Below are 25,876 nucleotides of genomic sequence, written 5' to 3'. Positions count from 1 at the left end.
CGTCTCAGTCCGCCGTCGGGGCCGCGTCCCCGCCCGGTTCGTCCTGCGTCCGGTCCGGCAGCCATGCGAGGATGATGATCGCTATCAGGCCGAGCACCAGACCCAGCAGCCCCCATGCCGGGTGATGTCCTCTGGCCTTGGCGTAGTAGCAGAAGCCAGCGACGAGAGACAGCGTCCCGGCCGCCCCGAGAGCAAAGCCTGCGCCGTACGCGGCTCCAGATTCGTGGAAAGCGACGAACGGCACCAGGAGTTGCACGAGGACACCGGCAACTACCAAGACGTGGATTCGATTCTTGTACTCGGCGATCATCGGTCGAGCGCCGTCCAGCTCGCCTCGGTCAATGGCCGCGGCACTTTCAGCCCTTCAGCGCGCCGACGGTGATGCCCTTGGTCAACTGGCCCTGCAGCAGGCTGTATGCGAGCAGCGTCGGGATCATCACCATCACCAGCCCCGCGAACAGCGCCCCCCAGTCCGACTCGTAGTGCGACACGATGAGCAGGTTCGCCAGGCCGAGCGGCAGCGTGCGCAGCTTCTCGCTCGAGATCAGCACCAACGCGAACAGATACTCGTTCCAGATGCCCAGGAAGTTGAAAATCGCCGCCGTTACCAGCCCCGGCTTGGCGAGCGGCATCATCACGCGCCAGAACGCCTGCATGTGCGTGCAGCCGTCAATCAGCGCCGCCTCCGCCAGCTCGTGCGGCAGCGTGCGGAAGAACGCCGAGAGCACAAACACCGTGAACGGCAGCGAGAACGCGACGTACACCAATATCAGCCCGGCATACGTGTCGAGCAAGCGCATGCTGTTGATCAGAAAGAACAGCGGCACCAGCGCCAACTGCGTCGGTATCATCAGCCCCCCGAGGAAGGCGTAGAAGATCATCCGGTTGCCGCGGAACGGGAAGCGCGTCAGCGCGTACGCCGCCATCGCGGACACCAGCAGGATCAGCGCCACCGACACCACCGTCACGAACACGCTGTTCAGGAAGTACCGGCCGATCCCCGCGCGCACCCACGCGTACACGTAGTTCTCCCAGTGCGCCGCCTGGGGCAGCGACCATGCGCCGGCGAAGATCTCCTGGTTGGTCTTGAGCGACGTGTAGAGCAGCCAGATCATGGGCAGGATGACGACGCCGGCGTAGGCGACGAGGATCGCGTAGAGGACCGCAAGCCCGGCTGCGCGCGCAGGCGACTTGTTGTGACTCGTCGCTGCCATCAGTACTCCAGCTGCTCCCGGCGCATGATGCGCATGGCGACCGACGTGGCGGCGAAGACCAGAACGAACAGCACCACCGCGATGGCGATGCCGTAGCCCATGTGGGCGTTGTTAAACGCCTGTTCGTAAAGATACGTCGCGATGACCTGGCTCTGCTCGTTCGGATAGCCCAGCGCCATGACGTAGATCAGGTCGAAGATGCGCAGGCCGCCGATGATGAGGAAGACGACCGCCATCGTGATCACGTCCCACAGCAGCGGCACGGTGATGCTGCGGAACTGCTGCCACGCATTGGCGCCGTCCACCTTCGCCGCGTCGTAATAGGTCTGCGGGATATTCTCCATGCCCGCCAGAAAGAGGATGAGGTAGAACCCCAGGCTGCACCACACGATGGGCGCCACCAGCGAGCCCATGATGTGGTTGGGGTCCAACCACACGATGCTGACTTTGCCCCCCGTGAGCTTCCCCAGCACGCCGTTGAGCAGCCCGAAGTTGGGGTTGTAGATGAAGAACCACAGCAAGGTGATCGCCACCATGCTGATGATGTTCGGGAAGAAATACGTGATGCGGAAAAACCGCGCGCCCCACACGTCGCTGCTCAGGGCCGCCGCGAAGAACAGAGCCGTCACGAGGATCACCGCCGTGGGCACGCTGAGGAAGAACAGGTTGTGCTTGAGCGCGGTCCAGAACATCGGATCGTCGGTCAGCAGCCTGCTGAAATTGCCCAGCCCGACGAACTGCCGGTGCTGCGTGAAGCCGTCCCAGTCATAGAGGCTCAGCACGAGACTGCTCGCGACGGGATAGAGGAAGAGCAGCGCGTACAACCCGCACGCCGGAAGCAGCAGCAACACCACCGCTCGCCGCGCGTCGTTTCTCATGATGCAGCCCCCGGCGGCAGTTCGAGGCGGTATTTCGGCGTTCGCGCATCGCGCCGGGTGCGGTCGCTCATGTCCTCCAGGCGGCGGCAAAACTCCTCCGGTGTGATGTTGCCGGTCATCAGTGACGCCAGGCCGTCCCCGATCCGCTTGCTCAGCTCCGGGTACCAATTGCCGATCATGGCCGCCCACGTGTACGTCGCCCGGTTCATGATCTCGACCGCAGGCGCCAGCTCCTTGGCGACGTACTTGTCCGCACCCCTCACCGCGAACAGCGTATCCTTTTCCTTGCAGAACTTGTTGGCATTGTCCAGCGACGTCAGCCACTTCAGGAAGTCCACCCCGCCCTCGACGTTGGCGGCCTTGGCGGGCACGCACCAATAACCCAGCGATATCCCTGCCACCGACGGATCGCCCTTCCCGCCCGGCACCGTCGGGTAGTTGAAGCAGGACATCTCGAAGTCGTCAGGCGTCGTGTTCGACATCTCCGCCTTGAGCCACGTGCCGCAGGGAACCATCGCCGCGCGCCCGTTGACGAACTCCATCTGCGCCTCGGTGTGGGTCATCCCCATGCAGCCGGGCTGGAAATAGCCCTTGACCATCATCTCGCGGAGCACGCGCGCGGCCTCGAGCATGTCCGGATGCAGCCATGCGCCCGGCTCCAGGTTGATCAGCGCGAACAGCGGCCGCTCCCCCGCCTTGCGTTGGAAGTAGTTGAGCAGGATCGGAAACGCGTAATCGGGATATCGCCCCTGGAAGGCGATGGGCGCGATGTCCGCAGCCCTAATCTGCTCGCACAGCGAATAGAACTCCGGCCACGTGCGCGGCACCTGCCAGCCGTGCTCCCGAAACATGCCGGCGTTGTACCACATCAAGTGAACGCTCAAGTCGGTCGGCACGAAGTAGGTCGTGCCGGCGACGACCGTCGTCGCCAGCGCGGCGGGCACGAAGCTCTCGCCCCATGTGATGTCCTGGCCATAAGCCGGCGTCTCGAGGCTCTCGTTCAGCGGGTGCAGCGCGCCTCCGTCCGCCAGCCGCCAGATCGGCAGGAACGCCCAGAAGGCATCGGGCGGGTCGCCCGCGAGGAAGCGCGGCCGCAGCTTCTCGATGTTGCGCGGGTCGCCCCACAGGTTGACCTTGACACCGGGGTGCGTCCGCTCGTAGCTGCGCGCGACGTCGTGAAAGAAGTCGAGACCATATCCGCCGAGGAACACGGAGACCTCGATCTGCTTCCCCGCGGCGCGTTCGAGCCGGTCCTGGCGCGCGCACCCGGCGGCGGCAAGCAGCAGGCCGACGACGACAATCGGAAACAACCCTCTCATGTTTGCACCGCATAGATTCGTAGCGCGGGCGCGCGCCTCCTGCACGGCGGCTCATGAGCGCCGTCCGCGCAGGGACTTATGCCGCGACTGCGGAAGGCATGCAGTGGAAGCGGGGGCTGGGTTGGCGTGAAGGGTAATCCGGGAGGTGTCTCATGGTCGGGTGCGTCGTGCTAATCGTCGTCGCGCTGCTCCTCGGCGTCGCGTTTGGCGCCGCGCCGGTGGATGCCGCGCAGTTGCGCGCCGGAGTGGCCGACGTGCTGGTGACCCCGCTCCCCCCGGGGACGGACGGCCCCGCCGAACTCTTCCACAGCAACCAGCCTCTTTACCTCGATGGCTATTGGGATACCCGCCCCCAGAGCGGCATCCATGACAACCTCCACGTCAAGGCCCTGGTGCTCGATGACGGCGAGACGAAGATCGCGCTGCTCAGCCTCGACCTCATCTACCTCTACGCGCAGTGGGTTGACGCCATCAAGCAGGGCGCGCCAGGATTCGACCCCGACAACATCGTCGTGACCTGCACCCACACCCATTCCGCTCCGTGTACCCTCGGCATCTTCGGCCCGCACGGCAAAGCCGTCAACCTCGACTATGTAAGCTGGGTCATTGGGCGCTCGATTCAGGCCATCGCTCAGGCGGCGGAGAACCTGCGGCCTGCCAGCATAGCATTCGGCGAGGCCGATCTCCCCATCGCCGTCGAGGAGCGCGAGGGCAAGCCCGAGCGCGTCATGGCCAACGTCGCCCACAACTGGCACAACCCCGGTGTCTTCGATCCGAGCGTCACCGTCATGCTCGTGCGCGACGCGCAGTCCGGCGACAACATGGCGACAGTCGTCAACTTCGGCAGCCACCCCGACGCTTTGCCCGCCGCGAGCACCGTTGTCTCGGCCGATTGGGCCGACTACCTGTACCGCGACGTATCGAAGGCGCTTGGCGGAGTGACTCTGTTCATCAACGGTGCCCTCGGCGGCATCGAGCCCGCCGACATGTCCGGCTCCGAAGAATGGCTCGAGCGCATGGGCACCACCCTCGCCAAGACCGCCATCGAGGCGGCCCGGGGCGCGGAGCCCGTCCGGCAGCCCGGGATCAGGATAGCCTGCGACCGCGTACGCTTCCCGGTCACCACGCCGGACCTCCTTGAGGCGATCCGTGCCGGCCTTCTGCCGGTGCGCCTCGACTCCGACAACACGACCACCTGCGACATGCAGTTCATCGCCATCGGCCCCGCACAGATGATCACCATCCCCGGAGAGCCTCACCCGGAGTTCACCGCGAAGCTCAAGCACATCATGACCGGCGAATACGAGTTCGTGCTCGCGGTCGCCAACCACTGCCTGGGCTATTTCGTCGCCAAGGAGACGTGGGATCCGGAGGGCGTCCAGGAATCACTGTCCGCTGGGGACCAGATCGAGGACGTCGCGCTCGACGCCGCGCGCTCGCTCCATGCGGCCGTTGGCAGGTAGCGTCCAAGCGGCGGGCATCGTCGCTCGGCGAGCCGATTTGAGCGCTGGCTCTGGTCCACCGCGTGCTTCCGGCTTTGAGGGGTGTCATCGAGTTTGCTGGGTATCGTGACGGTGCGCACCCGGATGTGGCGCAGCCGCCCTCGGCTGTGACCGGGCGGCCACACCCGGCCGCCGGGACATTGTGCGGTCATCCCCACTCTGCGCGGTCACATCCGCTTTCAGGCGGGGCTTGACAACGGACGCGCGAACCCCTGCCACGGGTTTACAGGAACCGCAATTCAGGATAGAATACGAGTAGCCAGCGCTGCGAGCCGCGCGCGACGCGGCACGCTTGCCTTGGTGTTGCCCCAAAGGAATCAACCGCGTAATGCGGGGCCGGGAAGGAGGTGAGGCACGAGACAGCGGCTCCAATTGCTATCTATCAATCGGTAGCCATAGCGCTTTCGCGTGGCCAAAGGAGGCAAGATCAGCATGCGAAAGAACCGCGGTTTTACCCTGATTGAGCTGTTGGTGGTGATTGCGATCATCGCAATCCTCGCCGCCATCCTGTTCCCCGTGTTCGCCCGAGCGCGGGAGGCGGCGAGAAAGGCCACCTGTATCTCCAACTGCAAGCAGATCGCCCTGGCGGCGATCATGTACGCCCAGGACTACGATGAGGTGCTCCCAGCCGCGTGCAGCACCTCCGACCGTGTGACATCCCACGCCATTGACCCCGCCAACTCCTACATCACCATCGCTACGGCGGACGGCGCAAGCCTGGGATCCGCCGACTACTGGCAGATAGCGGACCTCCTGACGCCGTATGTCAAAAGCCTCGACCTGTTCCAGTGCCCCACCCTCATCCGGCGCGAGGAGTGGCGCCAGATGGAGACCGTGGTGCTGACTTCGGGGCCGGCAATCGGCGTGCGCAAGACCGGTCGCCTTGGCGAGTGGGGTTGGGCCGGCTCCTACTGGTGGAGCTGCGTCCACTACCCCTATGGCACCGGCATCTACGCATCGGACTACGTCAGTGACCTCGGGCTCATCTGGGACGTCGCGGTCATGTTGGGGTACGTCGGCGACACCACTAACCCGCAGTGGTTCTGGGCGTGCTCCAACGCGGTGGGCAACTTCGACGACCCGGTGTGGAAGCCGATGGGCGGCTGCATGTCCTACGGCGCCCACGAGGGCTACAGCCAGCGGTACAGCAACGCCCACGTCACGCCGGTCGAGTTGGGCGGCGATCCACCGACCATCCCGATCACCATGGTCGTGGCGTTCGTGGACGGTCACGTCAAGTACTACCGGGCCGGCTTCTACGAGACGATGGCCCTGCTCGCGATGCCGAACGAGATAAAGTGGGTCGATTATCCCTATTCCTGATATCCGTGGGCTGCTGTGAGCCGGTAGGGCCGAAGCGGCGGCGGGCGTGCGCCCTTCGACGCCGCTGCGGGTAAGCACGTCCGCCGTACAAGACACGCCCGCCAGCCCCGCCGCAAGTGTGCCGGGGCCGGGCAGCCGGCGAGGCGAAGCCCCCACCTCCGTGGGTCGGAGGCCGATGCCTCGGCTGGGCGACTCTGCGCCTCCGGCACCCCATCGGGGTGCCGGAGGCGCTCGGACGGCAACGCCATCTGAGTAGGAAGGTAGCGGCCTCTGGCTGTCGGAGGCTACCATCGGCCCGGGTGGTCATACTGAAAAAGGACTCAAGGTCGGATCTGGCGCCAAATGCGAGCACATTTGAGGGTCGCGGCCACTGTCGGGATGTTCATCGGCATGGCCGTCGGCGTCAGCGAAGCGCTGGCGCCCGCGGTGGCGCACCAGCGCTCACCCGCCGCCGACGGTCTGTGGCCGTTGTGGGCGCTAACCGTCGGCATCTACTCCGCGTTGGGCGCCGCCGCGCTCATCCCGGCGGGCGTTCTCGGAGGCATCATTGCCTTGCTGCGGCCTCTGAGCCCTGCGAAGGTCTGGCGCTTGTACTCGGCAGTCGGCGCGGGGGCGCTGACCGCCTACTTCATGACCGCCCGCGCTGAACTCGACCTGCCGGCTGATGTCCTGGCTCTGTTTGCCGCGAAAGTCGTCCTGGTCAGCAGCGCGGTCGGGGCGTTCGTCTCGCTTGCTGCCGTGCTTGCCGCCCGGCGGCGCGTCAGCGGCGCTCCCGCCGCAGCCGGCCTGGCAGCCGGTTATCTACTCGGCGGGGCTTTATGGATGCGAGGGGCAGCCAATGGCACCAGCGCCGGTGAGAAGATAGGCGCAGTCACTGCCGGTGCGGCCGCCTTCGCTGCGATCTGGCTGATATGGCGCAAATGCGCCGGCACCAGAGTCGCCCCCACGCAGCATCGCTCATGGGCGCGTGTGTGGACCTTCTGGCCGGTTGCTTTCCTGCTGGTCATTGGGTTGGCGGGAATACGTATCGCGTTCCCCGCGCCGTCTCCAGGCGCTTCGAACGTGCTGCTGGTCATCGTTGACGCTTTGCGCGCTGACCGGCTCGGCTGCTATGGCAGTGTGCAAGGCCTGACCCCGGAACTGGATCGCTTTGCCCGCGACGCCGTCCTGTTCGAGAATGCTCTTGCTCCTGCGCCCTGGACCGTTCCCTCCATGGGCTCGATGCTCGCGTCCCGTTTCCCGTCGGAGGTCGGCGCCGGGCGTCCGATGGTGCGAACGAGCCGCCCTTCCCGCGAGGGAGGAGTTCTCACGCCAGACCCGACTTTGCCTGAGCTGCTGCGAAGAGCGGGGTACATGACTCGGGCGGAACTGACGAACGGTCACCTCAGACGCGATCGAGGCTTCGCCAGCGGGTTCGTCAGTTTCCGCTGCGCGCCTGATGCTGCCGGCCAGAGGGCGCCGGCCTTACCACGGCTCGGACGGTACGAAGCGTGGTTTGTCCGGACCTCACTAGGTCGGGCTGTTGCCAGGGCGCTGCACGACCCTCCGCGGTATTCGGGCGGTGGGGAGCGCGATATCGTAAGGGCCAGGCGGGTGATCAACGATACCTGCGCGTGGCTGTCGCGGCAGGGACACCAGCCCTTCTTCCTATGGATACACCTCATGGACGTGCACGCGCCCTATGATCCGCCCCAGAAATCACCCGCGACCCTCGCCGCTTTTCCGCACCCCCCTTTTCACTCTACACTCGAGTTCTATGTCAAACTGCGTTCCGATATGCGCTCCGGCCGCGCGAAACTGACTCCCGACGACAAGGGTTACATGGAGGCGTTGTATGACGATGGAGTGCGATACGCCGACCGATGGCTTGGGCGTCTCCTGAAGCACCTGCGTGAATCGGGGATGTATGACAACACCCTCATCATCATCTCCGCCGACCACGGGGAGGAGTTCTGGGATCACGGCGGCTGGGAGCATGGACATAGCATGTACGACGAGCTGCTTCACGTGCCACTGCTGATCAAGTTCCCGCATGGACACCACGCGGGCAAAAGGGTGTCTAGGTTGGTCGGCCTCATTGACCTGATGCCAACGGTGCTGGACGTCGTCGGCCTGCCGATCCCACGCGGTGTGCGGGGGCAAACGTTGCTTGAGAACCTGAGCAATGGACCGGCATCACGCGACGGGCGCGAGATGTACGCAGAGAGCGCCCTTCGCGGCGAGGAACTCAAGGCGCTGCGGACGCCCGAGCACAAGGTGATCTTCCATACCGAATCCCGGGCGGTAGAGGTCTATGACCTGCGAGCCGACCCCGGCGAGCGCCGCAACCTGGCCGGTGACCCGGCTGCGGCGGCCGAGTCGCGAGAACGGCTCATCGCGTTGGCCCGAGACAGCGCGCGCTCCATCGCCTGGTGGGCGCGATACCCTCAAGAGCCCCGCGCCCTGTCGCCGAGCGTGCTGAGACACCTGCGCGCCATCGGCTACGTGGCGGACTAGCGCAGGCCGTCCCCCGCGAGGGCCCGCGTCGGTGACCTGGTCTTCAGAATGATGTTCGCGTAGAGCGCCGCCCCGGCCCTCACTCACAGCCAGCGCTGCCGCGGTAGCCCCTTGCGTGGCTTCGGGTCGAACTCGGCGCGCAGTTCCAGGTACTCGCGCGGGCACCCCACGCGCTCCAGGAACTCGACGTAACGGGCGTGGAGCCGCTCCGCTTGGGCGCGGCGCGTCGGCAGCACGTTGTTCTGCTCGTCGGGATCGCTCCGCAGGTCGTACAACTCGCTGGCCGCCTCGTCGCCGCCGTAGATGTAACTCCAGTCCTTCGTCCGCAGCGTCGAAGGAGACCTCACCGCCGCGTCCTGGAGAAACGTGTAGCTGCCCACGGCCTCCCGCGCACCGCCGCGCTTGCCCTCCATGAGCGGCCGCAGCGAGGCGCCCTGCACCGTCGCCGGTATCGGCGCCCCGACGAAATCGAGAATCGTCGGCATCAGATCCGGCGGCTGGCACAGCGCGGCCACCTTTCTGCCCGCCTTGACCGCCGGCCCGCGCATGATAAGCGGCGCCTGCAGAATCGTCCGATAGAGCGGATAGCGGCGACAGATGACGCCGTTCCGCTGCAGTTGAACCTTGCCGATCAAGCCGTGCTCGCCGTGATAGAACCCGTGGTCGCTCGTCAGCAACACCAGCGTGTCGTCGGACATGCGCAGGCGTTCCAGTGCGTCCAGCAGATACCCGATCCACCGATCCACCAGCGTCACCTCGGCCGCGTAGAGACACCGCATGTAGCGAATCTCGGCCGCGCTCGCGTAATCGGCGGGCTCGTATGCCGGCTCGAACAGCTCATCGCCACGGTAATTCGGATCATACAGATCGATGTAATGCTGCGGCGGATTCCACGGCTCGTGCGGATCGAACGTATCCACGAAGAGGAAGACGGGCCGCGTCGAACGGTACTGCGATTCGAGCCACGCCACAGCCGCGCGCATCGTCTGCGCGACGAAGCGATCCTCCTCCCCGCGCCACATGGCTTCGGTGCGCAGGATGTTGCGCAGCCGCCGGATCGGAGTCCGCAGCTTGCGCGCGCTCGCGGGCAATGGACGCCCGCGGCCGGTGGGGTTGAGGTCCGCGCCACTTTGCCCGGGGATAATCTCGAAATGATCGAAGCCGGTCTCAAAGCCTCGGTTCGACGGCGTATCGCCGATCAGCGCGGCCACATACCCGCGCCCGCGCAGCACCTGCGCCAGAGTCTTGTCCTGCTTTCGCCATGGCGTGCCCCAGCGCATGTTGACAAAGGTGTACCGGCCGGAGTGAAGATCCTGCCGCATCGGCCCTGTGGGAAAACTCGCGGCGTAGAACGAGTCGAAGCACGCGCCGGCGGCGGCCAGCGCGTCAATGTTCGGCGTGCGCACCCACGGATTGCCCAAGCAGCCGCAGTAGTCCGCCCGCAGCGTGTCGGCGACTATCAGGACGACGTTGATGATCCTATCCTCCCGAGCGAAGAGCGCAAGGCGGCCGAGCTTCAGCGCAGCGCGCGTAGCGCCGCCAGGTCATCTTCGGTCAAGCTGCGCGCGGCAAAGATGGACGCGCCCGCGCAGCCGAGGTCCCGCGCGGCTGCAACCTGCGCCGCCAACTCCGCCGGACTCAATGATACCGTTTCCGTCGTCTTCGCTATACCCTCAAGAATCCTGGCATCGTCGCCGATGAGAGCTCGATGCTCGACGGCCGCCGCGAGGAAATCAGTCAGCCGCTCCCTATAGTTCATCGGCACGATGATGTCAACCAGCCCCCGGCGGCACCAGTCCACCCAGTCCTGGCCGACTTCGTCAAGCGCGCGCGGATAATCGCAGAACACCGCGGCCGACATTTCTTTACCGCTGCGGTGCGCCGCTTCACTCGCCGACTCGACGAGCCGCGAGATGTTGTCTCGCCGTCGCGCCAGCCACCAGCGCCGCGCCGCGCCGCTGGTGAGAATGTCCTCCGGGCGCGCGCCAATCTCGCGCGCCATATCCCGGCGGCACTTCGAGCATGCGCACGTGCGAAGTCCGGGGTAGCGGATGAAATCGAGGTGCACGCCGCCGACGTCGTAATCCTCGACGATCCGGCCCACGATATCGCGGACGAACGTCCGGGTCTCCGCGTGGGCCGGGCATGCCATCCCCGTGCGCACCTCCGCGTTCAAGTTGTCGAAGGCGCAGCACGCTGCGTCGGGATGCTCGCGCAGGAACGTCGAATCGCCCTCCAGAAGCGCGCACAACCAGGGGTGAACGGCCAGCCCGCGCTTGCGGGCTTCGGCGCACAGCGGCTCCAGAACGTCCCCGAGCGGGCTTTCCTCGATGCGGTCAGTGGAGAAGTGCGCGAGCGACTTCCCGCCCGTGAAATGCACCTCCGACTTCACGCATGGGAACAACAGGCCGACGCCGCCCTGCGCCAAGCGGTCGAGCAGCGGCGCGATGTCGGCGGACGATCGCAGGTCAACATACGGTTGTGTCCACACGGCTAGCTGCATGACCGCGCCATCCTCTGGCGTCGCTCGCGCGAGATAGCGGCTGTTCGGTCCATACACCCGGACCGGCAGCGCCTGCTGGCGCATTCGCCGCGGGCACGCGACACACCTTGCAAACCGTACGGCGTCACGCGCGTGCATCCGCCAGGGCATCGCCCGGCCCCGCCGCCGATACGTAACGGCCCCAAGGGCGGCGCCGCGATGGCACGAATCTTGCCGCGAAAGAGAAGGGATTGGCGGCGCAAGCAACGAATACGCCCACTGGTTAGCTGTCGAATACACGCTGTGGTGACCGACGTGCGGGCGCTCGCCGTTGTTACACCTTTCCCGCCGATCGTGGCGTAGGCGTGCCGCGAGGAGCGGGCGTTGCCGCGGACGCGAGCGTACTCCTGTGACGTATGTACCTGCGTTTCGCAGCCCGCGCGGCGGCACATGCGGAGTTGGACAATGGCCGTCCACGCGACACTGACTTCCGCGACTCCGGGGGCGCATTGGAGAGCCGCTGCCGGCTCGCTCCAGGACGCCCGCGTACTTCCCCTATCCCGATCCGCGCTCGCCGAACACTCGTTGACCCGACGAGCACTCGGCTTCTTGGATACCCGCCTCGAGACGGGGACGATCGTCCCGAACCCACCGGCCCGGAGGGAGATATGAAAAGCGCTGTCCGGATTGCGCCCGTCGTCAGCTTCATCGGGTTGCTCGTGGTCATCGCCGGCGCGGTCGCGCCGCCGGTCGGCGCCGAAGGCGGCACGTGGCCGCCCGAGGGGCAGTTGGTGGGCGGCATCCCGTACGATGTCGTGGTGCAGGATGGTTACGCGTATGTCGCAGCAGCCGGCGCGCTCACCGTGCTGGATGTAACCGATCCCTTTAGCTCGGTGCAGTTGGGCTACTGCGACACGCCCAACTGGGCCGTCGCCCTTGACGTGTCCGGCGCCTATGCCTATGTCGCGGATAGCTCTGCCGGCCTGCGCGTGATAGACGTGTCCGATCCTACCTTACCGGTGGAGGTCGCAGTCGGCGATACCAGCCCGGGCGCTGCCTCGGATGTCGAGGTCGTCGGCGATTACGCCTATGTCGCGGCGGCGTGCCAGGGCGTTGTCATCATAGACATCACTGACCCGGAGAACCCCGTTCGCGTCGGCAATTGCGCCTTTGAAGATGCTAACGCCGTGAGGCTCGCGATCTGGGGGGACTACGCCTACGTGACGGCCGGCTACGGAGGTCTGCGGATCGTGGACGTATCCGATCCCGCACGCCCGGAGTTCGTCGGCGGCATCGTCATCCAGACACCGGAGGATGAAGAGCCGATGTACCACCGTGCCGTCGCCGCTCGAGGACGGTACGCGTACGTCGGCGTTGACGGGTGCAGTCTCAACGTCATTGACGTCTCCGATCCCACCGCGCCCGAGCAAGCGGGAGACTGGCCGGAGCCGTTCATCGAGAGCATCACCCTCTCCCCCTACGGATATGCGTACGTCACCATGGGGTCCGGCGGCGTGGTTGTCCTCGACGTGTCTGATCCCCCGTGGCCGTATGAGGTCTCGTGGTGGACAACCCCTACCCCCGTCGCATGGCCGAGTGCCGTGGCGGTGGACTCCGGATACGCCTATGTCGCTGACGAGTACGCCGGCGTCCGCGTCGTGGACGTCGTCGACCCGGAGCAGCCCGTCGAGGTCGCCGACTCCGACACGCCCGATTGGGCACTGGGAGTCGCTGCGATCGGCGATTACGCATACGTTGCCGACGGCCTCAGCGGGATGCGCATCTACGGCATTGCCAACCCGTTGAACCCGGTGCCGCTGAGCATCTACGACACCTCTGGATATGCCCAGAACGTGACGGCTCTGGGAAACCTGGTGTTCATCGCCGACGGCTACGAGGGCGTGGAGGTGGTCGACGTGTCCGATCCCCTCAACCCCGTTCACGTCAACACCGTGCCGGCAGGTGGCTGGGCCTGGAAGGTCGTCGTGCAGACCGTCGGCGAGGAGGAAAACCAGAAGCTGTATGCGTATGTCGCGGCGGACACGGGCCTCGTCATCATCGATCTGACCGACCTCGAGGAGCCGGCGTGGGCGGGGTATTTCTATGTCTCCGGCGACATCGTGGACATAGCGGTCGCGCAGGGACGCGCCTATCTCGCATGCGGCTACGGCGGCATCCAAGTCGTCAACGTCTCCAATCCGGCAGCGCCGCAAGCCGAGGGAACGCTTGGCACCGCCGACTACGCCTGGGGTGTGGCGATCTCGGGCCGCTTCACGGGACCGTACGTGTACGTCGCGGACGGCCACGCGGGCCTGGGCGTCATCGACGTCTCGGATCCGTTCACCATATTCGAAGTGGCTCGCTGCGATACGCCGGGTTACGCCCGCAAGGTGGCACTGCTCGGCGGCTATGTGTGCGTGGCCGACAACCATGCGGGCATGCGGCTGATTGATGTGTCCGACCCCGCCAATCCAACCGAGGCCGGTGCCGTCGTGACCCCGGGATTCGCCACCGACGTTGCCGTCCAGCCCGGCTATATGTATCTCCAAGAAGGCTTCGAAGACCTGCCCGTCGGTTACGTCTATATCGCCGACGACTTCGGCGGCCTGCGCGTCGCCGAGCTGCCGACGCCGAAAGACCCGGTCGAGCGGTCGTACCTCGAGCGGCCCGGGCGGGCCCGCGCCGTCGCCGTCAGCGGCGATTACGTATACCTCGCCGATGGCCCTCCGGGAATCCGCGTCGTAGACGTGTCGGACAAGTCCAACCCGACACATGTCCGCTTCTTCGACCTATGGAGCGGCGTGAACAGCATGGTCGTGGCCGGGGACTACCTCTACACTACGGATGCTGCCGGCCTCTGGGTGTGGAGCCTTGCGAACCCGGCGAATCCGGTGTTCGCTGGCGCGTGGCTCAGCCCCGGTGACCCGGTGGACGTCGCCGTGTCCGGGCAGTATGCCTACGTCGTTGACAACTTCCCCGGCGTACGCGTGGTTGACGTATCGAACCCGTGGGACCCGGTCGGCATGGGCTACTGGGACACCATCGGCTGGTCCTGGGGCGTGGCGGCCGTCGGCACCGACGTCTATGTCACCGATGAGTGGTCGGGGCTGCGTATCATAGACGCCTCCGACCCGTGGACGCCGGTCGAGGTCGGCTGGTGCGACACGCCGGGCTACGCGCGCGACGTCGCGGTCGGCGGGGGCTACGCCTATGTCGCCGACTCGTGGATGGGCCTGCGCATCATAGACGTCTCGGACCGGTCTGCTCCGGTCGAAGTCGGCCACCTCAATACCCCCCACTATGCGGTCGACGTCGAGTACGAGGGCGGGTACGTGTACGTGCCGGATCAGTACGGCGGGCTGCGCATCATCGCCGTGTGGAACCCGCAGGCGCCGGGCGAAGTTGCCTATTGGGACACGCCGGGCACCGCCAGCGACGTCGTCCTCGGCGGCGGCTATGCCTACCTCGCCGACTACGGTTGGGGTCTGCTCGTCTTCCCCGAAATGCCCGCCCAGCCGGGCGCCGTGACGGGGCGCGTGCGCGTTGCCGGCACCGCGACGTATCTCGAAGGCGTGACCGTGGAGGCCTACAGCGGCGACCAACTGCGCGGCTCGGCGACGACCGACTCGAGCGGCGCCTACACGATTACCGATCTCCTACCCGACGCATACACCGTGAAGGCCTACAAGCCGGGCTACGTGGGCCAGACTCAGGCGGGGGTGATCGTGCCCGCGGGCGGAACCGTCGAGGTCAACTGCGACCTCCCGATCTCCGGCATCCTCATGGGCCAAGTGCGCGAGCGGGACACCACGATCAACATACCGAACGCCACCGTCGCCGCGTACCTCGGAGGCGAGTTGCGTGCGGCCACGACGACCGATAGCCGCGGCATTTACCTCATGCTCACCAACCTGCCCGCGGGCGAGTACGTCGTCGTCGCCTCCAAAGCTGGTTACGTGACACAGACCAAAGCCCACATCCCGGTGACCGCCGGCGCCACGACCTACGTCAACTTCGCCCTTGCGCCCCGCCCCGCCCCGCTCAAGGGTCAGGTAAAGGACGCGAGCACCAGCCTCCCGCTCGTCGGCGCCGCCATCGGCATGTACCTCGACGGTTCGGTAGTCGCCACCACGGTCACGACCGCGCCCTACGGCGTATACGAGTTCGGCACCAGTGTGCCGGCAGGCACCTACACGGTCATCGCATCCATGCCGGGTTACGTGCGGCAGTCCAAATCGAGCGTCACCGTGACCGAGAGCGCGACCACCTACGTCAACTTCTCACTCCCGGTTTCGGGCAAGCTCAAAGGACAGGTCAAAGACTACGACACGGGCACGCCGATTGTCGGTGCGACGATCCTCGCGCGCAGCGGGGGCGTCTTGTGGGCAGTGGGCACAACCACGGCGCCGTGGGGCGTATACGAGATCGCCAGCGACTTGCCGGCGGGGACCTACGTCGTCGGCGCAAGCAAGGCCGGGTACCTTGGTCAGACCAGGAAGGACATCCCGGTCACGGCCGGCGCGACGACCTACGTCAATTTCTGGCTCCAGCCGCAGTAGCTGGCGCTCATCCGTCGCCTCGACCCCGGTCGTCGGGCAACAGAGCGATCTTCAGGGTGGGCCGATCGAGCACCTCGATCGGCCCATGCTTTTTCGGACCGCGCGGCCCCCGCGCTTCTCGCGCCGGCCGCACCGCGCGTCGTGAGATCCGCGGCGGGCAATCGGCGCGGGCGCCTGCCGCTCCAGCCCTCATCGCGTGCACACGCCGCAGCTATACAGTCAGTGGAGCGTCGCCGCCCGGAACGGCGCGTGACCGGGGCGAATGGCTCAGGTCGCCGGCGCTTTCTCCCCCGCCGTCGCGAGCTTGGGCAGGAAGACGGTGAAGGTTGAGCCCTCGCCTTCCCGTGAGGCGATCTCGAGGCGGCCGTGATACGCGGCGAGGATGCGCTTGACCACCGACAGCCCGAGGCCTGTGCCCACGATCTCGCGCGTCTCGGAAGTCTTGACGCGGTAGAACTCGCGCCCGAGGTCGGGGATGGCGTCCGCCGGTATGCCGAGCCCGGTGTCACTCACCGCGACCCGAACGTTCTCGCCGACCATGTCCACGGTAACGGTGACCGAGCCGCCCGCGCGGTTGTACTTGACCGCATTGCTGATGAGATTCGTGAACAGCTGCCGCAACTCTTCGCGATTCGCCATCACCGACAGCTGCGTTGCGGGCACGGCGTATTGAATGCGGACCTGGTGCGCCTCTGCCTCCGCCGCGAACAGTTCCACCGTGTCCGAGAGAAGCTCCGCCACCGCGACCGGCTCGACGGTGCGCGGCAGGTTCGGCTGGTCGAGTCGCGACACGGTGAGCAAGTCGTCAACCAGGGACAGCAACCCGTCGGTGCGCGCGCGCACGCGCGTCAGCATCCTCCGCTCTTTCTCAGGGTTGTCGCCGACGAATCCGTCCAGGATCACGTCGAGATAGCCGCGCGCGGCGGACAGCGGCGCCCGCAGCTCGTGCGACACCATGTTGACGAAGCTCGCTTTCACGCGCTCGACTTCCTTCTGCGCCGTCACGTCGCGCAGCACCGCGATAACGCCGAGGCCTTCGCCTTTCTCGTCAACCACCGGCACCGCGGTGACGCGCACCACGGTTTCATCCTGCCCCGCCCCGATCGTGAACTCGCGCTGCGTCCTGGTCGGCGCTTGCGTCTTCAGGGTGGTCTCGATCGTGTCCACGAGTTCCGGGCAGTCGAGGCATCTCGAGGCGAGGTCGCCGAGGGTCAGCTCGTCCCGGCGCAGAAGTCGCAGGGCCGCCGGGTTGTACAGGACGAGCTGATGATCACGGTTCATGACCAGCAGCCCGTCGGCCATGCAGTCTATGATGGTGCGCAGGCGCGACTGCTCGCTCGCCAGCGCCAACAAGTCGCGCTCGCGCTGCTCGCGCAGCCTGCGCGCTTCGGTCAGCAGGCGACAGTGCGCCAGGCCGCGCGTGACGATCGCCATCAGCTCGTCCGGGGTGAACGGCTTGGCCAGGTAATCGTAGGCGCCGCGCTTGGTTGCCTCGACCGCCGTGTCCAAACTGGCATAGGCGGTAATGATGACGGCGACGGCGTCCGCATCGTGCTCGCGCAGTGCGCCGAGCAGTTCCATGCCCGACAGCCCGGGCATCCGCAGGTCCACCAGCACCAGGTCGTAGTGGTCCGCCCGGAACGCCTCGAGCCCCGCCGCGCCGTCGTCCGCCGTGTCCACCTCGTGGCCCTCGGCCGTCAGGACGCGGCGGCAGCCTTCGCGGATGCCTTGTTCGTCATCCACCACCAGGATACGGGCGCTGCTCACGATGGGTCGCCCTCCTCGGTCGGAGCCGCGAGTAGCCGTGCGGCCAGATTGACGAGATCCCACGGCGCGATCGGCTTCTCGATCCATTCGTCGGCGGCGATCCACTCGCGGTCCTCGCGCCCACTCGGCGTGAAGTCGAAACCGGTCGCTTGCCGCACCGCGGTGAGGATGACGATGGGCGTCCGACGGGTAGCCGGATCGCGTCGTAGGTCGTGCGCGAGGCGCACCCCCGAGTCGGTCTCCTCCATCATCAGGTCGAGCAGGATCAGATCAGGCCGCCTCTCAACGGCCGTCCGAAAGCCGCTCGGTGCGTCTTCCGCGACCAGCACGTCGTAGCCGGCGCTCTCGAGAGCGGCGCGGGAAACGGCCACGAAGTCGGCGTCGTCGTCCACAATCAGTATCGTCGTCGCTGCGCTCACTGGCCGATGATGCCCGGCTCCGGCGCCACCGGGGTCTCCTCGATCCCCTCCCGCCAGCGGTTGAGGGTAATGGTGAACGTGGTGCCCTTGCCGACCTCGCTGTCCACGCGGACATCGCCGCTATGCATCTTGACCACGCCGTACACGATGGGCAAGCCCAGGCCCGTGCCCTTGCCTCCCGCCTTGGTCGTGAAGAACGGCGTGAACAGACGCTGGCGGTTCTCCTCGGAGATGCCTACGCCTTCGTCCGTGAAGGCGATGTCCACCCGATCGCCGTCATGGGGGCACGCCGAGATCGTGAGCTTGCCCCCGTCGGGCATGGCCTCGGCTGCGTTGGTCGCAAGATTCACGAACGCCTGGGTGAGCTGGTCGGCGTCGCCGTCAACCGTGGGTAGATCGTGCGCGACACGCAGGTCAATGTTGACTCGGCTGAAGACCGCGTGCTTCTGCACGATCCCGATGACGTTCTCGAGCACCGCGCCGATGTCAACCGCATCCGCCTGGCGGCTGCGCTTGCGCGCGAAATCGAGCAGGCCGCGGACAATCTTGCGGCAGCGCTCGGATTCGGCCGCGATCATCTGCACATCGTCGCGGCGCGGATCGCCAGTCTGCAGTTCGCGCAGCAGGGTGTGCGCATAAATGAGCACGGTGCCGAGCGGGTTATTCAGTTCGTGGGCAACCGCCGCGGCGAGCTGCCCCATCGAGGCAAGGCGCTCGCTCTGGATCAGCAAGCTCTGCGCCTTCTCGATCTGCACCTTGGAGTCCGCCAGTTCCTGGATCGTCGTCTCCAGCTCGTCAATCAGGAAGGGCAGGCACATCTGCGCCTCGGCCAGCCCCTGATACACGGCCACCGCCTTGTCCCGGCACGTCGGATACCCGCATGCGCCGCAGTTGAGTTCGTCCTCCGGCTCGTGTTTGCCCATTTGCGCCAGGATGGTCGCGAGTTCTGCGTCGCTCGGCATCGACAAGGGCATCGACCGGTCGTGGAAGCTCCGGCTGAGGTCGAGGCCCTCCCGCGCTTCCATCAGCGCGTTGTAGTAGGTGGCGGCCTCGCTTGCCGCTGCTCGCTCCTGTCGCACATGGCGCACTACCAACTCCTTGCGCGCGACGATGCTGAGGTCGTTGCCCATCACCGGGCCGGCGATACAGCCATTGCAGAACAGCAGATCGAGGAAGCGCGCGTTGAGCGCGCCGTCCATCGTCTGCCGCAGCACGTCCAGGGCGCGGTCCACGCCCTCGGAGACGATAATGTCGTTCTCCAGAATATCGCTCTCCATGTGCGCCGTCTTCAGCAGGCCGCCGGAAACCGGGAAAATCCCGCCGAAGCGCGCGCGCGGCCCGTCGAACTCGCTTGGCGCCAGTTCGTGCAGCGCCACGCCGTCCTGCGCGAACAGTTGCTGCGTCTCCTCATAGGTGAGGACGACATCAACAATGCCCGCCATCGCCTCGTCGCGTATCTCCGCCTTCTTTGCAGTGCAGGGGCCGATGAACACGACCGCCGCTTCCGGGCAGTACTTCGTCCGAATGAAGCGGGCCAGCGCGATCATCGGTGAAACGATCGGCGCGAGATTCGGGATCAGCTCAGGCAGATACTTCTCGACGTAAGACACCAACGCCGGGCACGGCGTCGTGATGACCGGCGTCGGGATCTTGCCGCTCAGCAGCTCGCGGTAGGCGAGCGCGGTGAGTTCGGCCCCATAGGCAACCTCCATGACCTGCGCGAAGCCGAGCTGGCGCAGGCCGGCGATGACTTGCCCCGGCGACACCGCCTCAAACGCCGCCGGGAACGACGGCGCGAGACACGCAATTGCCGGGCGGCTCCCGGCCAGAATCTGCTCCAACTCCGGCCGTCCGCTCCCGACCGACTTGGCGTGCTGCGCGCACACGCGGATGCAATTGCCGCACGTCAGGCAGCGCTCCTCGATCACGCGCGCCTGCCCCCCTTCGACCTTAATCGCCTTTGCCGGGCAGCTCCGCACGCACGTGTAGCAGCGCTTGCACTTCTCCGGCACGGTCTGGACAATGCTTGCCATGTCGCCCATGCTCTTCCTGCTCCGTCCGACCGGCTTCTCGATCCAACCCAGCAGGGTCCGCGACCCGACTCGACTGCAAGCAGTCGCATCGCTCGCCCCGTCCCCAAGAGAGTCCCGGGCTATCCGCCCTCTCGTCTCGGTTCCTCCTTGCCCGAGACCCTCCGGACCAAGCAATCAGCAGGCGCAAAGGCCTGCGAGCCATGCCAAAACGTGAGCGTAACCCTCAACAGCCGCCGCCCGGCAGCGCCAGGCGCGACGCGAGCCTGCCCCGATGCCTCCTAGCTCAATTCCTCGTGGATCGCCGACGCCGCGCGCCGGCCCGCGCCCATCGCCTCGATGACTGTCGCCGAGCCGGTGACGATGTCGCCGCCCGCGTACACCCGAGGCAAGCTCGTCAGCCCTGTTTCGTTGTCAACTACGATGTACCCGCGCTGGTTCACCGCGAGCCCCGGCGTGGTCTGCTGGACGAGCGGGTTGGCTGCGGTGCCGATGGCGATGATGACCGTGTCCGCCGCGATGACGAACTCGGACCCCGGGCGCGGCACCGGCCGCCGCCGCCCCGACTCGTCCGGCTCGCCCAGGTCCATGCGCTGACACTCGATGCCGCCGACCCAGAAGTCGCCGTCGGACAGAATGCGCGTCGGGTTGGTCAGCATCTCGAAACGGATGCCCTCTTCCTCCGCGTGCGCGACCTCCTCGGCGCGCGCCGGCATCTCGGTGCGCGACCGCCGATACACGATGCTCACTTCGCGCGCGCCCAGGCGCAGCGCGACCCGCGCTGCGTCCATCGCCACGTTGCCGCCGCCCACGACGACCACCCGGTCGCCGACCCATATCGGCGTGTCGACCTCGCCCACGCGGTACGCCTGCATCAGATTCGCGCGCGTCAGGAACTCGTTCGCCGAGTACACCCCGTTCAGATTCTCGCCCTCGATCTCCAGGAAGTGCGGCGTGCCCGCACCGGTGCCGATGAACGCCGCGCTGTAGCCTGACTCCAGGAGCTGCGGCAAGGTGTACAGGCGCCCGATGACGGCATCCAGCCGCAACTCGACGCCGAGGCCGCGCACGTAGTCAGTCTCCGCCTGGAGCACGGTCTTCGGCAGACGGAAATTCGGAATCCCGTAGCGCAGCACGCCGCCGCCTGCGTGCAAGGCTTCGAACACCGTCACGCGGTAGCCCCGCCGCGCCAGGTCGCCGGCGACCGTGAGGCCCGCCGGCCCGGACCCGACCACTGCCACGCGCGGCCCGTCAGGGGCAGCGGACTTCAAGTCTCCTCGGCCCAGGACATAGTCGCCGACGAAGCGCTCGACGCGCCCCACCGCAACCGGCTCCGACTTGCGTCCGAGCACACACACTCCTTCGCACTGAGTCTCCTGCGGGCATACGCGCCCGCACATGGCGGGCAGGCTGTTCTTCTCCCGCAGCAGCGCGGCCGCTTCGGCGAACTTCCCCTCTCCCGCGAGAGCCAGAAAGCCCGGGATGTCAACGCCCACCGGGCAACCCGCGATGCATTTCGGCTTCTTGCACTGCAGACAGCGCGAGGCTTCGGCGATCGCCAACTCCTCCGTGAAGCCGAGGGCGACCTCGTCGAAGTTGCCGGCGCGGACCTTCGCGTCCTGTTCCGGCATGCGCTGGCGCGGGGGCCGCTCAGGCTTGCTGGAGTCGGCAGGCATGCTCGTATTCCTCCTTCGCGCGCCGCTCGAAATCAACGAATCTCGTCTGGCGCTTCGCTAGCTCTGTGAAGTTGACCTCGTGGGCGTCGAACACCGGGCCGTCAACGCACGCGAACTTCGTCTCGCCGCCTACGGTCACCCGGCAGCCGCCGCACATTCCCGTCCCGTCCACCATGATCGGGTTCAGGCTCACCAGGGTCTTCACCCCGTATGGCCGCGTTGTCTCCGCCACCGCCGCCATCATCGGAATCGGCCCGACCGCGACCACGAGGTCAATCCCGCGTGACGTGTCCTCCAACATGTCCTTGAGTTCGTCGGACACGAACCCTTTGCGGCCGCGCGATCCGTCGTCCGTCGTGATCCGCACCTCGTCGCTGATGGCGCTCATCTCGTCCACCAGCACCAGCAATTCGGCGGTCCGCGCCCCGATGACGCTGATAACGTAATTGCCCGCGTGCTTGAGCGCGCGCGCCTTGGGGTACAGGGCGGGGACGCCCACGCCGCCGCCGACGCACACGACGGTCCCGACCTTCTCGATCTCCATGTGCCGCCCCAACGGGCCGGCGACGTCGAGCACCGCGTCGCGCGGCTTGAGACGGCTCAGCTGCTGGGTTGTCTTGCCCACGGCGAGGAAGATGACGCTGACCGTCCCCGCGTCGGGATCGCTGTCCGCGATCGTCAGCGGAATCCGTTCCCCCTCCTCGTCGATGCGTAGCATCAGGAACTGCCCCGGCTGAGCCGCGCGGGCCAGATCCGGCGCCTCGATGTCGAGTCGCGTCAAGTCCGGCCCGAGTCCAGTGGCTGAACGAACACGAAACACCTAGCTACCCTCCACCGGTCGCGAGCAGTCGCGCGAGCGCTCCGCCCCGACCGACAATTTATGCCTTGCCACTCGTCATGCCCGACGCCTCGCCGCGCACTTCTGCCCTCTCGCTGCGAGCGGCAGGCCCGTCGGCAGCCGCTCATCCTCCGCTCGCTCGTACGCCATGAGCGCAAGCGGAAACGGCGTGAGCGCCCGTTCCAGTACGCCGTGCATCCGTCCCAGCAGCACGCCGTAATTCACGATCGGCGTGCCCGCGCGCTCGGCGCGCTCAATGCGCGACAGCATCTCCTGACGGTTTATCATACACCCGCCGCAGTGAACCACCAACCCGTACGGTGACAGATCCTCCGGGTAATCCTGCCCGGCGACGAAGCTGAAGTCAAGCTCGCCGCCGACATGCTGACGCAGCCACCGCGGGATCTGCACCTGTCCGATCGCGTCTCCCACCGGATGATGGGTGCATGCCTCGGCGATGAGCACCTTGTCCCCGGGGCGCAAATCATCCACCGCGCGAGCCCCGCGCGCGAGCGCCTCCAGGTCGCCCTTGTATCGTCCAAACAGAATCGAGAAGCTCGTGAACGGCACCTGCGGCGGCGTGTCCACCGAGGCCTTCAGCAGCGCCTGCGAATCCGTGACCACCAGGGCCGGCTGCCTCGCGAGTGTGCTCAGACAGTGCCGCAGCTCTCGCTCCTTGACCACAACGGCGTGCGCCTCATTGTCGATTACATCGCGAATCGTCATCACCTGCGGCAGGATGAGCCGCCCTTTGGGCGCCGCCTTGTCTATCGGCACGACCAGGACCACCGCGTCGCCCGGTTGGATCAGGTCGCCGAGGATGGTGGGCATGACCCACCCCGTCGGCGCGTGCTTGATCAAGAGCGTCCTCACGATGTCTATGCCCTGGCGCGTGGTGGCCGAACAGCGCGCAAGCGGCAGGCCGCGCGAGGCGGCCCAGGCAACCAGAGCATCATCGCCCAGTCCGAGGTCGGTCTTGTTTGCGACGGCGATCAACGGCACGCCGGCACCGACGATACGATCCGCCAGTTCGTCTTCATAGCGATCCGTGCCCGCCTGCGGGTCGAGCACCAGCAGCGCGACATCCGTCTTGTCGAGCACCCGCAGCGTATGCCGAATGCGGGCCTCGCCGAGAGACCCCGTGTCGTCTATCCCTGCGGTGTCGATGATGACCACCGGCCCCAGCGGCTGTATCTCCATCGCCTTGCGTACCGGGTCGGTGGTCGTCCCCGGGATGTCCGAGACGATCGCCGCATCCTGGTTCGTCAGCGCATTGATGAGGCTCGACTTGCCCGCATTCCGCCGCCCGAAGATGCCGATGTGCAGCCGGCTGCCGAGCGGCGTATCGTTAAGCGTCTGGCTCATATCACGTCCGGTCTGCGGCAGGGCGCCTGTGGCGCGCGGCGGCGCTCGCTCATGCCGGCGCCCCCTGGCACACCCGGGGGTGAGCGCCCGGAAGTCGGCTGTCCCCGTAGCCGCTGGCCGCGCGGCGCCCGAGCCTCGCAACCAGCTCCTCCGCCGCGCGGCGGCACCCCGCTGCCCCGTCCCCTATAGATGTCTTACCCGGATAAAGATCGTAGCGTCGTCCGAACCGGTACGGAGTCACGTTGACCATGAGCACGTCGGCGCCCGCGCGCAGCGCCCGCTCTCGCCCCTCGGGATGGAGCGCCCCGAGCGCGGTGGTCGCTGGGATGAGCGCTTGCGGACACAGCAAACGCAGCAGCGCGACGAACCCCAGCGCGATATCCAGCGCGCCCGGGAGCGCTCCACCGAGGGGGGTGGAGGGGTGGGGGATGAATGGTCCGACGCCTATCATGTCCAGTTCGAATTCCTGCAGGAACAGCAGATCGTCGGCGAGCATTTCCACGGTCTGGCCGGGCGCCCCGATGAGCACCCCCGACCCGACTTGATACCCAAGCCGTCGAAGCACGCGCAACCGCTCTCGGCGCTCGTGCCAGTCCGAGTCCGGATGCAGGTCGCGGTACAACGCGGGCGACGAGGTTTCGATCCGCAGCAGATAGCGGTCCGCCCCCGCTTCGCGCAGCAGCCGGTATTCCTCTTCCGTTCTCTCGCCGATGGACAGCGTCACTGCCGCGTCGCATTCCCGCTTGATCTGCCGTATCAATGACGCCAGCCCGGCGGCCGTGTACGTCGCATCCTCGCCCGACTGTAGAACCACCGTACGATATCCCAGCGCCGCCGCAGCGTGCGCGGTTCTCAGTATCTCCTCCGGGCGCATCCGATACCGGGAGAGATCCCGCCGCTCGCGGCGCACGCCGCAGTACAGGCAGTTCCGCCGGCAGTGATTCGAGAACTCAAGTAGCGCCCGCAGGTGGACCTCATCGCCAACCGCGGCCGCGCGCACCCGGTCCGCCGCCACATACAGCGCCGCGGCATCCGCCCCGGTCGCGCCGAGCAGGAGCGTCAGTTCCTCGCGCGAAGCGCGGCCGGTGGCCTCCAGGCGCGTCAGAATCGCTGCGGCGTTGTCCTTCACTGGTACAGATCTCGCTCTCCCGCGCGTATCGCGGCGAGCCGTTCTTTCACCTTCGCTCGCAAGGCGGGGGCCACTTGCCCCAGCAGTTGCGCCGTCAGGCGTTCGCCCACCGCGCGGGTATCGGGGCTGGCGTAATCGAGCAAGTATTCCTGGAACGTCAGCAGCGCGTTCGGCGTGCAGAAACGCTGGATCAGGCCCGGCTTCGCTATGTCCATGAAGTCCTTGCCGGTGCGTCCCAGGCGATAGCACGAGGTGCAGAAGCTCGGCAGGTAGCGGTTCTCGCACAGATCGCGCACGACCAGGTCGAGAGAGCGCGTATCGCCGAGGGCGAACTGCTCTGCCTCCTCCACATGCGCGCGGCCGTCGGAGTAGGCTCCGGGGTAGGTGCGCGAGCCGGCGGAAAGCTGAGACACGCCGAGGCCGAACAACTCGCGCCTCATCTCGGCTGTCTCGCGCGTGCTCATGATGATCCCCGTGTAGGGAACCGCGAGGCGCAGCACCGCGACGATGAAGCGGACGTCGTCGTCACTCACCGGGGCGGGCGGCGCCTCAGCGGCGGGCGCGTTCTGCGCCGGCTCGATGCGCGGGAAGGACAGTGTGTGCGGCCCGATTCCATAGCGCTCGTCGAGATACGCGGCATGCGCCAGCAGCGCCAGCACATCGAAGCGGTGATCGTACAGCCCGAACAGCACTCCCATCCCGACGTCATCAATGCCGCCCTCGAACGCCCGATCCATGCAGCCTAGCCGCCACTGATAGTCGGCCTTGCGTCCCGACGGATGCAGATAGCTGTACTGGTCGGGATGGTACGTCTCCTGGAAGCACTGGTAGGTGCCGATGCCGGCGTCCTTCAGCGCTCGGAAGCCGTCCACGGGCAGA

At 66.6% G+C, this 25,876-nt stretch carries 17 protein-coding genes and 1 pseudogene; 4 read left to right on the top strand and 14 right to left on the bottom strand.

The genetic code is table 11. From position 1 onward, the window contains the following. Window positions 1-4: 4 nt before the first annotated feature. From JSV65_12615 to JSV65_12600, 4 genes are read right to left on the bottom strand one after another with little or no spacing between them, the layout of a single operon-like run. Window positions 5-310 (bottom strand): hypothetical protein, encoded by a 306-nt coding sequence (locus tag JSV65_12615; protein ID UCH33410.1) that lies wholly within the window; start codon window positions 308-310, stop codon window positions 5-7. Window positions 311-356: 46 nt separating this feature from the next. Further along, a complete protein-coding gene (locus tag JSV65_12610; GenBank protein ID UCH33409.1) occupies window positions 357-1,214 on the bottom strand; it encodes a carbohydrate ABC transporter permease in 858 nt (285 codons plus the stop codon). Further along, a complete protein-coding gene (locus JSV65_12605) occupies window positions 1,214-2,092 on the bottom strand; it encodes a sugar ABC transporter permease (GenBank protein ID UCH33408.1) in 879 nt (292 codons plus the stop codon). Before JSV65_12605 ends, JSV65_12610 begins: the two co-directional genes overlap by 1 nt. After that, on the bottom strand, window positions 2,089-3,411 hold the full coding sequence (locus tag JSV65_12600) for an extracellular solute-binding protein (GenBank protein ID UCH33407.1): 1,323 nt from the start codon (window positions 3,409-3,411) through the stop codon (window positions 2,089-2,091). The genes JSV65_12605 and JSV65_12600 overlap by 4 nt, the downstream gene beginning before the upstream one ends. A 152-nt stretch (window positions 3,412-3,563) precedes the next feature. On the opposite strand from JSV65_12600, the gene JSV65_12595 reads away from it, so the two are divergent. The 3 genes and pseudogenes from JSV65_12595 to JSV65_12585 all read left to right on the top strand — a co-directional run bounded on the left by JSV65_12595 (window position 3,564) and on the right by JSV65_12585 (window position 8,732). Next, the gene (locus JSV65_12595) at window positions 3,564-4,874 is read left to right on the top strand and encodes a neutral/alkaline non-lysosomal ceramidase N-terminal domain-containing protein (GenBank protein ID UCH33406.1); all 1,311 of its coding nucleotides are present in this window, start codon (window positions 3,564-3,566) and stop codon (window positions 4,872-4,874) included. A gap of 471 nt (window positions 4,875-5,345) precedes the next feature. Further along, window positions 5,346-5,531: pseudogene (locus tag JSV65_12590) on the top strand (prepilin-type N-terminal cleavage/methylation domain-containing protein). 1,047 nt (window positions 5,532-6,578) lie between these two features. Beyond that, entirely contained in the window at window positions 6,579-8,732 is a 2,154-nt protein-coding gene (locus JSV65_12585) for a sulfatase-like hydrolase/transferase (GenBank protein UCH33405.1), read from the top strand. A gap of 83 nt (window positions 8,733-8,815) precedes the next feature. Here the strand turns inward: JSV65_12585 and JSV65_12580 are convergent, their stop codons facing one another. Beyond that, window positions 8,816-10,153 carry a sulfatase gene (locus tag JSV65_12580; protein UCH33404.1) on the bottom strand — a complete coding sequence of 446 codons (1,338 nt, stop codon included), beginning with the start codon at window positions 10,151-10,153 and terminating at the stop codon, window positions 8,816-8,818. A 95-nt stretch (window positions 10,154-10,248) separates the two neighbouring features. Beyond that, window positions 10,249-11,235 carry a family 10 glycosylhydrolase gene (locus JSV65_12575; GenBank protein ID UCH33403.1) on the bottom strand — a complete coding sequence of 329 codons (987 nt, stop codon included), beginning with the start codon at window positions 11,233-11,235 and terminating at the stop codon, window positions 10,249-10,251. A 647-nt stretch (window positions 11,236-11,882) separates the two neighbouring features. Between JSV65_12575 and JSV65_12570 the strand changes: the two genes are divergently transcribed. Then, window positions 11,883-15,773, top strand: a complete 3,891-nt coding sequence (locus JSV65_12570; GenBank protein UCH33402.1) for a carboxypeptidase regulatory-like domain-containing protein — start codon at window positions 11,883-11,885, stop codon at window positions 15,771-15,773. 267 nt (window positions 15,774-16,040) lie between these two features. Here the strand turns inward: JSV65_12570 and JSV65_12565 are convergent, their stop codons facing one another. The 8 genes from JSV65_12565 to hydG form a co-directional block, all read right to left on the bottom strand. Further along, window positions 16,041-17,540: a response regulator gene (locus tag JSV65_12565; protein ID UCH33401.1), complete on the bottom strand. Its 1,500-nt coding sequence runs from the start codon at window positions 17,538-17,540 to the stop codon at window positions 16,041-16,043. After that, complete coding sequence (locus JSV65_12560) at window positions 17,537-17,959, bottom strand: response regulator (GenBank protein ID UCH33400.1); 423 nt, start codon at window positions 17,957-17,959, stop codon at window positions 17,537-17,539. The genes JSV65_12565 and JSV65_12560 overlap by 4 nt, the downstream gene beginning before the upstream one ends. Next, complete coding sequence (locus JSV65_12555) at window positions 17,956-20,001, bottom strand: 4Fe-4S dicluster domain-containing protein (GenBank protein UCH33399.1); 2,046 nt, start codon at window positions 19,999-20,001, stop codon at window positions 17,956-17,958. The genes JSV65_12560 and JSV65_12555 overlap by 4 nt, the downstream gene beginning before the upstream one ends. A gap of 269 nt (window positions 20,002-20,270) precedes the next feature. Next, window positions 20,271-21,665: an NADPH-dependent glutamate synthase gene (gene gltA, locus JSV65_12550; GenBank protein UCH33398.1), complete on the bottom strand. Its 1,395-nt coding sequence runs from the start codon at window positions 21,663-21,665 to the stop codon at window positions 20,271-20,273. Continuing rightward, the gene (locus tag JSV65_12545) at window positions 21,640-22,485 is read right to left on the bottom strand and encodes a sulfide/dihydroorotate dehydrogenase-like FAD/NAD-binding protein (GenBank protein ID UCH33397.1); all 846 of its coding nucleotides are present in this window, start codon (window positions 22,483-22,485) and stop codon (window positions 21,640-21,642) included. The genes gltA and JSV65_12545 overlap by 26 nt, the downstream gene beginning before the upstream one ends. Window positions 22,486-22,560: 75 nt before the next feature. Next, window positions 22,561-23,868 carry a [FeFe] hydrogenase H-cluster maturation GTPase HydF gene (gene hydF / locus JSV65_12540; protein UCH33396.1) on the bottom strand — a complete coding sequence of 436 codons (1,308 nt, stop codon included), beginning with the start codon at window positions 23,866-23,868 and terminating at the stop codon, window positions 22,561-22,563. A 49-nt stretch (window positions 23,869-23,917) separates the two neighbouring features. Beyond that, window positions 23,918-24,976: a [FeFe] hydrogenase H-cluster radical SAM maturase HydE gene (hydE, locus tag JSV65_12535; protein UCH36771.1), complete on the bottom strand. Its 1,059-nt coding sequence runs from the start codon at window positions 24,974-24,976 to the stop codon at window positions 23,918-23,920. Window positions 24,977-24,993: 17 nt separating this feature from the next. Further along, a partial coding sequence (gene hydG, locus JSV65_12530; GenBank protein UCH33395.1) for a [FeFe] hydrogenase H-cluster radical SAM maturase HydG occupies window positions 24,994-25,876 on the bottom strand: 883 nt, incomplete at its 5' end.

The sequence above is a fragment of the Armatimonadota bacterium genome, assembly GCA_020354555.1.
Taxonomy (GTDB): Bacteria; Armatimonadota; Hebobacteria.
This window is presented reverse-complemented; position numbering and strand designations above follow the sequence as displayed.